The sequence below is a fragment of the Rhizorhabdus argentea genome (genome assembly GCF_037861105.1).
GTDB classification, from domain to species: Bacteria; Pseudomonadota; Alphaproteobacteria; order Sphingomonadales; family Sphingomonadaceae; genus Rhizorhabdus; species Rhizorhabdus argentea.
In genome coordinates this window covers 41,230-52,998 of record NZ_JBANFK010000025.1, presented here as the reverse complement: position 1 = coordinate 52,998, position 11,769 = coordinate 41,230, and the positions used below count along the sequence as shown (strand labels likewise).

General features: G+C 60.7%; 11 protein-coding genes. 5 read left to right on the top strand and 6 right to left on the bottom strand.

Annotated elements, in window-relative coordinates; all coding sequences use genetic code 11:
- Window positions 1-234 (top strand): hypothetical protein (locus AAC645_RS17710; RefSeq protein WP_340317908.1); only part of this gene is annotated, 234 nt, incomplete at its 5' end.
- On the opposite strand, the gene AAC645_RS17705 is transcribed toward AAC645_RS17710, so the two are convergent.
- From AAC645_RS17705 to AAC645_RS17685, 5 genes are all read right to left on the bottom strand, one after another.
- Window positions 185-961 (bottom strand): enoyl-CoA hydratase/isomerase family protein, encoded by a 777-nt coding sequence (locus AAC645_RS17705; RefSeq protein ID WP_340317909.1) that lies wholly within the window; start codon window positions 959-961, stop codon window positions 185-187. The genes AAC645_RS17710 and AAC645_RS17705 overlap by 50 nt on opposite strands.
- Before the next feature lie 87 nt (window positions 962-1,048).
- A complete protein-coding gene (locus tag AAC645_RS17700) occupies window positions 1,049-1,948 on the bottom strand; it encodes an SDR family NAD(P)-dependent oxidoreductase (protein ID WP_340317907.1) in 900 nt (299 codons plus the stop codon).
- A 311-nt stretch (window positions 1,949-2,259) separates the two neighbouring features.
- The gene (locus AAC645_RS17695) at window positions 2,260-2,811 is read right to left on the bottom strand and encodes a MarR family winged helix-turn-helix transcriptional regulator (protein WP_340317906.1); all 552 of its coding nucleotides are present in this window, start codon (window positions 2,809-2,811) and stop codon (window positions 2,260-2,262) included.
- A gap of 139 nt (window positions 2,812-2,950) precedes the next feature.
- Entirely contained in the window at window positions 2,951-3,892 is a 942-nt protein-coding gene (locus AAC645_RS17690) for an NAD-dependent epimerase/dehydratase family protein (RefSeq protein ID WP_340317905.1), read from the bottom strand.
- Window positions 3,893-4,163: 271 nt separating this feature from the next.
- Window positions 4,164-4,871 carry a PaaI family thioesterase gene (locus AAC645_RS17685; protein ID WP_340317904.1) on the bottom strand — a complete coding sequence of 236 codons (708 nt, stop codon included), beginning with the start codon at window positions 4,869-4,871 and terminating at the stop codon, window positions 4,164-4,166.
- A gap of 449 nt (window positions 4,872-5,320) precedes the next feature.
- Here AAC645_RS17685 and AAC645_RS17680 point away from each other — a divergent pair, with 449 nt between their 5' ends.
- The 4 genes from AAC645_RS17680 (at window position 5,321) to AAC645_RS17665 (ending at window position 10,066) form a co-directional block, all read left to right on the top strand.
- Window positions 5,321-6,109 carry an SDR family oxidoreductase gene (locus tag AAC645_RS17680; RefSeq protein ID WP_340317903.1) on the top strand — a complete coding sequence of 263 codons (789 nt, stop codon included), beginning with the start codon at window positions 5,321-5,323 and terminating at the stop codon, window positions 6,107-6,109.
- A gap of 79 nt (window positions 6,110-6,188) precedes the next feature.
- A complete protein-coding gene (locus tag AAC645_RS17675) occupies window positions 6,189-6,353 on the top strand; it encodes a MarR family winged helix-turn-helix transcriptional regulator (RefSeq protein ID WP_340317902.1) in 165 nt (54 codons plus the stop codon).
- A 415-nt stretch (window positions 6,354-6,768) separates the two neighbouring features.
- The gene (locus AAC645_RS17670) at window positions 6,769-9,285 is read left to right on the top strand and encodes a TonB-dependent receptor (protein WP_340317901.1); all 2,517 of its coding nucleotides are present in this window, start codon (window positions 6,769-6,771) and stop codon (window positions 9,283-9,285) included.
- A gap of 61 nt (window positions 9,286-9,346) precedes the next feature.
- Complete coding sequence (locus AAC645_RS17665) at window positions 9,347-10,066, top strand: nitroreductase (protein WP_340317900.1); 720 nt, start codon at window positions 9,347-9,349, stop codon at window positions 10,064-10,066.
- Between the two features lie 21 nt (window positions 10,067-10,087).
- Here the strand turns inward: AAC645_RS17665 and AAC645_RS17660 are convergent, their stop codons facing one another.
- Window positions 10,088-11,152: an SMP-30/gluconolactonase/LRE family protein gene (locus AAC645_RS17660; protein WP_340317899.1), complete on the bottom strand. Its 1,065-nt coding sequence runs from the start codon at window positions 11,150-11,152 to the stop codon at window positions 10,088-10,090.
- Window positions 11,153-11,769 lie beyond the last annotated feature (617 nt).

The following is an 11,769-nucleotide window of genomic DNA, read 5'->3' as shown; positions in this document are numbered from 1 at the left end:
TTCGTCACCAAACTGGTCGCAAACACGCTTCACGCCATCACGGATGGCTTCCTGCTCTTCAGAAAACTGGATTTCCATGGCCGCCCCCAATATGGTTCTGTAGCTAACTATTCGTTCGTACCTGCCTTTTGCAACCCAGGCTGGCACGGCTTTTACTCGCGCCGGCAGGCGCTCTTCTCCGGCACTACCTCGCCGACGGAAATTTCGCGCGACGCTTTTCGAAAAAGGCAGTGATGCCCTCCTCGAAATCAGGGTCCGCGACGCTTTGCGCGATCAGATCGCGCTCAGCATCCAGCTGCTGCCCTATGCCGTTTTCAAGGCTCGCGGCCAACAACGCCTTGGCCCGTCGAACGACAAGCTGCGGCGCCGCCGCCAGCGCCTGCGCCTGTTTCAACGCGAACGCATCGAGATCTTCCGCCGCGCAAATCTGGCTCAGCAAGCCGATGGCAAGAGCCTCTGGCGCATCCACCTTGCGCGCGCTCAAAATAAGATCCGTCGCGCGCTTCAAACCGACCACACGGGGCAAGAGATAGCTTAGACCGCTGTCCGGCGTCAGCCCGATCTGACGATGCGCGCACAGAAAATAGGTGGTCGGATCGCCAAAGGTGAAATCCGCGCCCAGGCTGAACATCATCGCGGCGCCTGCCACCGAGCCGCGACAGGCGGCCACTATGGGCTGCGGGATCGCACACCAAGCTTTCACCATCTCGCTGGCATTATCCAGGCGAGCATAATAGCTTTGGCTTCGCGCTTCGGGTGCAAGCGCGAGGGAGTCGCGCATACCCGCGACATCCCCGCCTCCGCCGAAATTCTCACCCTTGCCGCGAACCAGCACAACGCGGACGTCCGCAGCCTCGCCAATGGCTCGAAACAGGGCGGCGAGCCGAAGGACCGCATCCGTTGGGATGGCGTTGCGGCTTTCGGGCCGATTGAAAGTGAGCGTCAGCAACCCGTTGCTCACTTCGACAAGATACGGCCCCTCGCCTACCTCCAGACTCACCACGGTTCCTTCCTCGTCAGCAGCGGCAGAAGCAGGCGCGCCGGTCCATTAGGGATTCAACCACTCGTTGCGGTTCAGCCCCGCGTTGGCCCTGGCGAAACCGACGATCTTCTTGACACCTTCACCGATGGTGGTCGGATCCATCGAAGCGTCCATGCGCGGTCCGTGCTGCCAGCTTTCCATGACGGCATAGCCATAGCCCCAGCCTTCGAACACGCGCCCGCTGATCTCTTTTGCTTCGTCGCTGCAGAGCCAGGTGACAAGCGCTGCAATCCACTCCGGATTACGGCGAACGACCTCCTCCTCGGTATATTCGCGGAGCCCTTCGGTCATCCGGGTATTGGCGCGGGGCGCGATCGCATTGACCCGTATCCCGTAACGCTGCAGTTCCCGTGCGGCGACGATGGACATGGTGGCGATGCCAGCCTTCGCGGCCGCGTAGTTGGTCTGTCCGATATTGGCGAACAAAGCGCTGTGCGACGTCGTGTTGATCACGCTTGCGGAGACCGCATGTCCTTCCTTCTGCCTCTGGCGCCAATAATTGGCGGCATGGTGAAGGGGGGCGAAGGTTCCCTTGAGATGCACCTTCGTCACGCTGTCGAACTCATCCTCCGACATGTTGACCAGCATGCGGTCGCGCAGAATTCCAGCATTGTTGATCAGGATGTCGAGACCGCCGAACGTGTCGACAGCCTGGTCGACCATTGCCTTGGCCGCACCCCAGTCCGAAACGTCGGCCCCGTTTATCGCCGCCTGTCCGCCAATCGCCTCTATCGCGGAAACGACTTCCTGCGCCGGCGTCTGATCGACCCCGGCACCGGCGGATGACGAGCCGAGATCATTGACCAGAACCTTTGCGCCTTGCTTTGCAAGCATGAGGGCATATGCGCGCCCAAGGCCTCTGCCAGCCCCGGTAACGATTGCAACGCGCCCGTCCAATAGTGCCATTTGAGCAGCCCCTCTTTGGTTGAAATCAAGCCTGTGTCGACGAGTGGTGTGTCGCCGCTTCGATGGCCCGCGATAATGCGGGCGACAGCGGTGGTCAACAAATAAGTTCTAATGCGAACTTTCTTGCATGCTGGACTCGGCAAGCGGCGATCTTGCGCGTGAAAAGCCCGCGGCGCCGACCAGGTGCCGAACGAGTTTTTGCTGTGGCGTGGCTCCGCATCTTAGGCCGGTCGGATCGGGTTCGATCGAACGCCCACCCCGGCGGTAAAACACATCGGCCCGCACTCTTCTTTGCAAATGAGCCGAATTCTTCAATCGGTATCGAGATTGGCGTCGCCGTTCAGCTCCCATCTCCCGGAACTCTGACTCAGGTCCTCGCCAAGCATCTTCTTCAAATTCGCCTTCACATTCGCGAGACTGTCTTCCGTAGCGCGAATTTCATCCAGTGACATGCCCTCGCAAATACGCTTGTTGAGAGGTTCGATCACCTCCCTCATCTGGTCTATCAGCTGATAGCCGGACTCGGTGATAAAGATCCGCTTCGCACGCTTGTCGACCTTGTCGGAACGGCGATAGATATAACCTGCCACTTCAAGGCGATCGATGATCCCGCTTAGGGTAACCTTGCCGATATCGATATTTCTGCCCAGCGTGGCGCTCATGACGCCATGTTCAGGATGGCGTGAAATATTGGCCAGCACCCACCATTGCGAACGGGTTATGCCGAGAGCCTTGAGATGCTGATCATATAGCGTCCGACGCATGCGCGATACGTCGTGCACCAGGAAGCCGAGTCGAAACCAGTTCGGGGCGATCGGGCGCTCGCCCTCCCGCTCCATGGTTTTGTTCGCTTTTCCGGCCATATTCCCATTTCACCTAGAGATGAACTTCAAGGGCACTCGATCGATGATGGCCAGGTGCGTCGAGCACAAACGGCTGGCGAACATGTCAGCGCCGCGCCTCAGCCGCCCGTGCCGACCAGCGATCTTGCCGGCGTGCGCATCAGTTCGCCGCAGGCGTCCGGACCCACGACGGCGAAGGCCGATCGCCTTCCGCATAGGCCGGGTGCAGACAGTCTTCCAGAATGTCGAGACGATCCTCGTGCGGAGCCCAGCCAAGCTCGGAGCGAGCCCGCGGCGCGCGCACCTTGCTGCACGAACACAACACCACCCCGGCCATGAACTTGTCCCAGATGTCGATGCCCTGCTCGATCGTCACGCTGCGCGTTCCCACGCCCAGATGACGGGCGATTTCCCGGGCCATGACGCCGTAACTCGCTTCGCCGGATGCCGCATGATACAGCGCCCCCGCAACGCCGCGCTCCAGCATGAGGCGGTACATCACCGCCACGTCTTCCACATGAACGTTGGTATAGACATTGAGGCCACGGCCGATGTAGCAGACCGAACCGGTCGCCTTCGCCGAATGGTAGAAATCTCTGATGATCTGGCTACCGCCATTCCCCCACACCAGCGACGGGCGGATACACATGGGCCGGAAGCCGTTTTCACTAGCCGCCCGCACCATGTTCTCGATCTCGAGGCGGGGAGCGATCTGCCGGCGAGGCTGGAAAGGATCGTCCTCGCCGTAGCTATTTTCATCCCAGTCGCCGTTGGTGGGGCGGGACAGCAGGCTGGTGCCGCCGGTAAAGATGAAAGCTTTTCCGCTTCCTTTGAGTCGATCAAGCATGGCGCCGACAACCCGCCGCTCGTCCTCGAGCATGAGTTGGGCCGCCCAGATCACCGCGTCGACAGCATCCACTCCGGCGAGAACATCGTCGAGGACATCCAACGATCCGAGGACAGGATTTGCGCCCAGCGCCCGCACCGCGTCGGCAGCCGTCTCACGCCGAATGAAAGCATCAACGGTGTTACCGGATGCCACCAATTCCTTTATAAGATAGGTTCCGATATAGCCGGTACCGCCAAAAACCAAAACGCGCATAATCCCCTCTTCCTGTTCATATCCCGCGATTCAGGCCACAATACAGCCCCGTCAGCGCCGCACAATGGTTCGTTGTCGAACCATCGTCAAGACTGGCCAGAAAAATCCAAGCGCGCGCCACCCTCACGACGCAGTCCGGCAGTCGCTACTGTCAATCCATTGAGATAGGTTATCTAGCGAACCTTACGCGCTACGTATAGCCACTTCATTTCCGGTCAGACGGGCACCCACGCTTCATAGCCAACACAGCGGAAGCACGCCGTGGACCCGGCTAAAAAAGCGCTTTCGCCGGGGCTACGAACACCGCCGTCGCCTCGGCACATAGCCGGTCGCCGTGATGAAGGGTGCCGACTACGAACGCCTTTCGGCCTTCCACGCGGTCAAGCCAACTCGTGTACCGAACCTCTTCATGGAGCGGCACCGGAGCGCGATAGCTAAGCTTCAGTTCGACGGTCATGCGCACCGTGTCGCGCTGTACCACACCCAGCATTTCGTCGAACGTCGCCGCGATGTAACCTCCGTGAACGAAACCGGGGGCGCCTTGATGCACGCTGCCGTAGGTCGCGCGCGCCTCAGCCCGGTCTGTGCCCAGGAGGAGATCCATCTGCGGCGAGGTCGGGTGCAGCCGCCCCGTGAATGGCCCCAGCTCGCTCAGCGTACCCAGACCGGTGAGAGCCCCTTCGACGGAACGGACATAGCCTTCGCGCTCGGGCTGGCCCTCCAGCACGGCACCAGCCTCTCGCAGCAGCTGCGCGACGGCGGCCAGCTCGGCATCTCCAGCCTCCGATCGTGCCAGCCTATGCACAATGTCGCGCACGGCCTCGGCAACGTTCAGGCGCGCGCCCAGCCCTGCGACGGCTGCACGCCGCACGATCTCCGGCGTATCCAGGACCTGCAGCGCGGCGGCTGGGGAAGGTGCCGAATTCATTGCCGCACCACAGGCGCCGCCGCCATAGTGCCGCCACAGAAGGTCGGGCACTGTTTCGCGCCTGCCTCGCCCCTGCTCGACAGGTCTGCCGGCATCGCAGGAATGGCTTCTATATCCACAGATCCTCCTCCTTCGGTTTACGTACGCGCGACGACGCGCTTAATCAGAACAGTCGCCATTGGCCTGTGCAGTCCACTAGGGCACGCCCCACGGGATGAACTGGCCGGCACGAGCGCTCGCGAGGGGAGCGTAGCTCGAACACGCCTCTGGAATCTACCATCTAGCTTACTCATCCAAGTTCAGTCATACTAGGAAATTAGTAGAGCGCAAGCGGCAGCTCGGCATGGAAATGTCGTCGAGAGGGCGGAAGATGGGCCTGCTGCAGCGGAAAGCCGCAAGAACGGCCAGCACTTGTGGAAATGATCGTGGTTTCTGCGTCGGTTCACGCGTACGCGAACCTGACAGGATTGTGCGGCGAAACCGCGGGAGGGTAATGTCCGATGGATCTGGGAATTCGCGGCCGTCGCGCGATCATAAACGGGGGAAGCGCAGGGCTGGGGTTCGGAACCGCGCTGGTCCTTGCGCGCGAGGGGGTCGACCTGTTCATCTCCGCCCGTAACGCGGATCGGCTCCACGCGGCATGCAATCAGATCCGCGACACCACCGGTGCGAAGGTGGAAGCGATCGTGGCGGATCACGCCACCGCGGGCGGCCGTGTCACTATACTCGAAAGATGTCCCGAACCCGACATTCTGATCGGCACATGTTCGCCGCCGCCCTATATCGAGGACTTCCGCTCGATCGCCGACGAGGACTGGCGTCAGAATCTGGAGCTGACCCTGATTTCCCCGATCGAATTCATGCGCGCGGTCGTCGACGGCATGGCCAGCCGGCGCTGGGGCCGGATCGTCAACATCGCCACGGCGGCCGCCAAATTTCCACATCCCTGGCGCATTTTGTCCGGCGCTCCGAGAGCGGCCTTGACCAACTATTCGGTCGCGGTCGCACGACAGGTGGCCCATCATAATGTCACCATCAACACCTTGCTGCCGGCAATGCATGACACCGATGGCATTCGCGCAATCTATGGTGCGCGGGCCGCGGCAAACGGCACGGATACGGACACCGAAATCGCCGAAGCGGTGCGATCGATCCCGATCCCCGCCGGCCGGTTCGGGTCACAGGCCGATTTCGGAGCCATAGCGGCGATGTTTTGCAGTGAGCAGTCGAACTACATCACCGGTCAAAGCCTCGTTGTCGACGGCGGAGTCACGAACACGCTGTTCTGACGCAGGTGGCGTCAGATTATTGCATTCAACCAACCCAGGTAGCGTGGCGCGCTTGACAGATGAGCCATTCTTCACGCGGATGCACAGGCCCCTCCTCGACCCGCTCGGCATCACTTTCCCGCAATATCTCGTGATCCTGGAGCTACTGAACCGGGCGCCGGTTTCGGTCGGCGCGCTCGGCGCGCGTATCGGGATGACACAGGGACGATCACGCCGCACATATCCGGCAAGACGCTGGTGCTGAAGTTGAACGCGGCCGAGGCGGAGCGACTGCCCAAGCGGGTGCGACTTGAGCTTGCCAGCGGTGATGGAAAGGATGAGCGGCAGCAGCGCGAGGGACCCCGATGCGGCATTGACGCCGGCTCGCCGGAACGGCGGAACCCTGCCACTGCCCGAGCATCAGCGCAGATCCATTTTGGAATTCCTGTTAGCTTTCTTCGTTGCGCAGCCATGATGTGGCCGATATATATATTCGCCCTAAACAGAGGACGCAGCATCCGTGGGTGCTCGATCGACCAGGAGAGGCGTCTGTGAACATGCCGGCATTTGTCAGGGAAAAATCATGTTCCTGTTAGAATAACCGGCAGTCATCAACGGTCGCGCGAGCAAGCGCCGACAGGAAGCGCGGCCGCGCGCCGCCATAAGGGGAGAGCAGTACGGTGAAGAAATTTTCTCGTTTTGCGGCGCCGTTCGTATATTTCGGCGCACTGGCCGCCTTCCTGCCAGCACAAGCCATGGCGCAAGCCGATCCCGCGACGAGTTCAGCTGCGGAAAGCGGAGGCTTTCAGGACATAGTCGTCACGGCGCGCAAGCGCGATGAGCGCCTGCAGGACGTGCCGGTGGCTATCACTGCCTTCACGCAGGAGGAGCTGGCGCGCTACGATACATCCTCGGTCGCTCAATTGTCAGTCCAGACGCCACAGCTTCTGGGCAGCGCGACGGGATCGAGCGCAAATGGCGGAGTGCTGAACCTGCGCGGCGTCGGTTCGGCCGACATCGGCCCCGCCGTAGACCAGGCTGTCACCATCAATATCGACGGTATTCCGATCAGTCAGGCCAACGCCCTCAGGCTGGGTCTTCATGATCTCAGCCGTATCGAAATCCTCAAGGGGCCGCAGGCGCTCTTCTACGGGAAGAACAGCCCCGGAGGCATCATCTCGATCACGTCGCAAAACCCGGAGAAGGACTTCGGCGGCTCGTTGCGCGCCGGTTACGAAATCTATAACCAGCAGAAATTCGTCGAAGGCACCGTTTCCGTTCCGGTGACACCCGAACTCGGCATCCGCCTGGCGGGCTATTATAGTGCCCAGAGCGGCTGGTTCATCAACGACGCCAAACCCATCGGTTCCTATCCGATTCCGGCCTTCCTGGGCGGCCAGCCCGGCGACGCCACGACGCCCGGCGTAGGTACTCGGCATCGTCACGGTCCTAATAACCGCGACCTCTCGCTGCGCGGCACCGTACGTTATGAGGCTCCCGGCGGGCTCTTGGACGCAACCCTGAAGGCAAGCTACAGCGACCTCGATCAGAAAAACGGCCTCGGCATCCGCAACCAACTCTACGCGTGTAATCTCGGGGTCACGCAATATGTGGCGCTGCTGGGAACGACCGGATCGACCGATTGCCGACTTGATCGCCGCAATAACGACGCCGATATTCCACCCGCAATCGCCAGCTTGAGCGAATTGTTCAGAGATGGCCGAAGCTATGTTTACAACCGCCAGTTCCTGACCGTCCTCACGGCGAATTTCCACCCGTCGGATGTGCTGGAAATCAATTCGGTTAGTGGCCTGTACATCCTCAGGAGCGGCTACACCGGCAATTTCAGCTATGGTGATCAGACCTTCCTGACCCCAGCCAACCGCCTCTCCAGCAAGCAATACTCCCAGGAATTCCGCGCGAGCACCAAGTTCGGCGCACCCATCAATTTTGTGATTGGCGCATATTATCAACGCAACGATCTCGACTATCGCAACCCGGTTGCGTCTTCGGATCCGTTCACGCGCTTTTTCTCCGGGGGATTCCTGTCCGGCCCTCAGTTGCTGGTCAATCCGCTGCTCAAGCAGAAGGTCGATGCCTATTCGGTGTTCGGCCAGGCCATTTTGGATGTCACCTCTCAGATCCAGGCCACGGCGGGAGGGCGCTACTCACATGAGAAGAAGCAAATAGGCGTAACCATCCTGCCCAACGCTTTCTCGGCGGTCAGCTACACGCCGTCCATCGTTCGGCCCGAACGATCGTTCAACAACTTCTCACCGGAACTGACGCTGACCTATAAGCCGGTGCAGAACCTGACCTTGTTCGCGGCGTATCGCCGCGGTTTCAAATCGGGCGGCTTCGATCTGAACGCGTTCACGGGAGGGTTCGGCGCGCCGGTCAGCGATATCAGCTATAACCAGGAGAAGGCGAGCGGCGGCGAAGTCGGCGTCAAGGGTACGTTCGTCGATCGCCAGGTGCTGCTCGATCTGTCGCTCTACAATTATCGCTACACAGGCCTGCAGGTTTCGGCGTTCAACCCCGCCACGATCGGCTACCAGATCACCAACGCGGGCGCCGCGCGCGTCAAAGGCGTCGATCTGTCGGTCCAGATCAAGCCTCACCAGATCGAGGGGCTCACCTTGCGGTCTGCGATCGCCTATAATCGCGCTCGTTACATTACCTTCCAGAACTCTCCCTGTTATGCGGGTCAATCCCAGGCAGCCGGTTGCAACCTCATTGCGTCGGGCAATGGCAGCAATGTCGTGATAACCCCCGCGGGTCCCACCGACATCGCGAATGCTCAGGATCTCAGCGGTAGGCCGTTGAACCGGGCTCCGGATTGGTCTGGCAACGTTGGTGCGACATATGAGCGCCGGCTGGGCCAGGGCCTGACGCTTTCGTTCTCGGGAGATGCCGCCTACACCGGAGCCTATTATGTGCTCGCCGAGGAGGATCCCCGCTCGCGCCAGCGCAAGGCCTGGCGGTTCAATGCCAGCGCTACGCTCCGTGGCCCGGACGATCGCTGGGAACTGTCGCTCATCGGCACTAATTTGACCAACACTTTGAGGGCGATCCAGTCGGTCAACCTCGCCGCGACGGGCTCCGGTGCCGGAACGCCCAATGCGATTCTGGGCGATCTGATCGGCGATGTGATGGACCCCCGTGCCGTCACGATGCAGGCGACCGTCCGATTCTGAGCGAACGCGACGCGACTGGGCGGCGCACCGAACAGCCTCTGAGCATCATGGAAAAGAGCCCGTGACCTCACCATATTCGTCCGCCGCCCCGACCGCAGATGGCGACATAGCGGAAATCTCCTTTCGCGACGTCGTGAAGACGCGGCGGTCGGTCCGTCAGTTTCTGACAAAGACCGTTCCGCACGCGCTCATCACAGCCGTGCTGGAGGACGCGCAGCAAGCCCCATCCAACTGCAACAGCCAGCCATGGCAGGTGCACATCCTGTCCGGCGCAGTGAGGGACAAGTTCAGTCAGGAATGTCTCGCCGCAGAGGCGGAGGGCCGGCCGACGCTCGACTTCTCGTTCGATACCGCCGATTTTTCGCCTCTCATGGCGGAGCGGGCGGCGGCGCAGGGCCGAGCCTATTATGAAGCGCTGGGTGTTACCCGGGATGATTTCGATGCCCGACGCACCGCCATCCTGCGCAACCTGGCACTATTCGACGCTCCCCATGTTGCGTTGCTGTTCATGCCGCCGGTCGGCGACAATGTCCGCGCCGCTGGCGATATCGGCATGTATGCGCAGACATTCCTGCTCTCGCTGGTGGCGCATGGCCTGGCAGGCGTTCCGCAGACCTATCTGGGCTATTTCGCGCAGGTCGCGAGGCAGGTTCTCGGCTTGGACGACGATCTCAAGCTCCTGTTCGGCATCTCGTTCGGCTATGCCGATACCGGCCATGCAGCCGCGCAATATCGTATCGCCCGCGAACCCATCTCCCGGAGCGTGCAATTCCACTACTGAATCGAGTCCGGCAGCATATGGTCAGGGAGCAAGGAAGTTGGTGCCGTTGGTGAACGCGCCGACGCGATAGATCGCCGCCTTGTGGCCAGAATAATAATCGTTCGAAAGGATATAGAGCTCTCGCGTGCCAGGCTTGATCGCCAGGCTGGAGGTGTAGAGAAACTCTCCGCGATCACGTTCGGGCATCAGTATCTGGCCGATCGGTATGCCTTTCGGATCGAAGACGATGATACGGCCTTCCTCGATCAGCGCGACATAGACATTGCCATCCGCATCGAGCCGCACCCCATCCGGCCTGCCGCCAGTGAAATGATAGGGGACGGTCGTTCCGAACGGTGCAATCTGTGTCGGCGCCGACAGCTCGATCCGATGCAGGAGGCTCCTTCCGGTCTCGCCGACCCACAGGGTCTTGCCATCCGCGCTCAGTGCGATCCCGTTGGGCATCGACATATGGGTCATGATCCGCGTTATCGTTTTCATATCGGGCGCGACATAGAAGACGCCGCCCGAAGGATCCGCGTTGTTGCCGCGGACATCGGTGAAATAAAAACCGCCATGGCTGTCGAGCGCGATGTCGTCCGGAATATAGCCGCCTCGCGGATCGACTATGACTTGCTTGTTCGAGCCGTCGCTCCGAATGGTGAATACCGACCCGCCTTGCGACAGATCGCCGACTGCGGCGACGAAGATGCGCCCGTCCTTATGGACGCCGAGCCCCGCGGGCCCCGACGGATTCTTCGGGAGGATGACCGTCAGATCTCGATCTGGCGAGAGCCGCATCACCCGGCCGCTATACAACTCGGCGAACAGCAGATTGCCCTGCCTGTCGAAGACGCCTCCTTCGATGAAGACTTTCTTGTCTATTCCGCCGGGAACAGCCGTCTTGTCCGTAATGGTGAACCAGGGTTCGGCGATGGCGGTCTGAAGGTCCTTTTCGCTTGGTGGGATCCGAGGCGCGCGGCTGGTCATGTCATAGTTCAGCGCCGGATATGAAGGCGGCGCCTCTGCCGATGGCGCCGCGCCCGACGTCTGGCCGGCAAGCATCGCACCTGCCGAGATCAGCAGCCACTTGCGAACGTTCAGCACAGGCCTCTCCTTACCGTCAGAATAAACATCATGTCGAACCAAGACTATTTACTGCAAGCACGCAGATGGACGGCCGGGCGCTGCAACCATATACTATGATTGGTAGCCCTCCCGGAGCCGATGCGCTGCTGTGGGATCTCGGCCTTATGAAAACTTGCCTCGATCGACATTCTGTTCATTGGCCATAGTTTTCAACTTAGGTGGCATCACCGATGGCTCGGAAATCACGGCCCGCCCCTCCCATTCATTATAATGGCCCTTAGAGTATATAATCCATGGTCGCACGCAACCTCCTTCCGCAGACTCCGGGAGCGACACGACCTCAGAGGGACCCGATTGTCCCCTGCGCGAGTCCAAAGCCGGCACGCGGTAGGGATAACACTCCGGAAAAAGGCGGATATTGTCACCGAATGACGCCTACCCGTCCCATCCAATCGGCATCGAGTTCGCCTCTCCAGCGACCCGCGATAGGGGCTTGATCTTTCTCTCAAAGTCCTTTCAGAAATTAGACGTTCCCTTGATTGGCCAATCATACGGTGACAATATTGGGAAAATGAACCGACCCCAGCCGGTCCGGCTGGAAAGCGCGGGCGCCTTGGCGCACGACCAAGTGCAAT

What these genes read in the sequence shown, in the direction of transcription:
- AAC645_RS17700 (WP_340317907.1), bottom strand. Translation starts at nt 1,948, where the DNA reads ATGGCACTATTGGACGGGCGCGTTGCAATCGTTACCGGGGCTGGCAGA.
- AAC645_RS17695 (WP_340317906.1), bottom strand. Translation starts at nt 2,811, where the DNA reads ATGGCCGGAAAAGCGAACAAAACCATGGAGCGGGAGGGCGAGCGCCCG.
- AAC645_RS17690 (WP_340317905.1), bottom strand. Translation starts at nt 3,892, where the DNA reads ATGCGCGTTTTGGTTTTTGGCGGTACCGGCTATATCGGAACCTATCTT.
- AAC645_RS17680 (WP_340317903.1), top strand. Translation starts at nt 5,321, where the DNA reads ATGGATCTGGGAATTCGCGGCCGTCGCGCGATCATAAACGGGGGAAGC.
- AAC645_RS17675 (WP_340317902.1), top strand. Translation starts at nt 6,189, where the DNA reads ATGCACAGGCCCCTCCTCGACCCGCTCGGCATCACTTTCCCGCAATAT.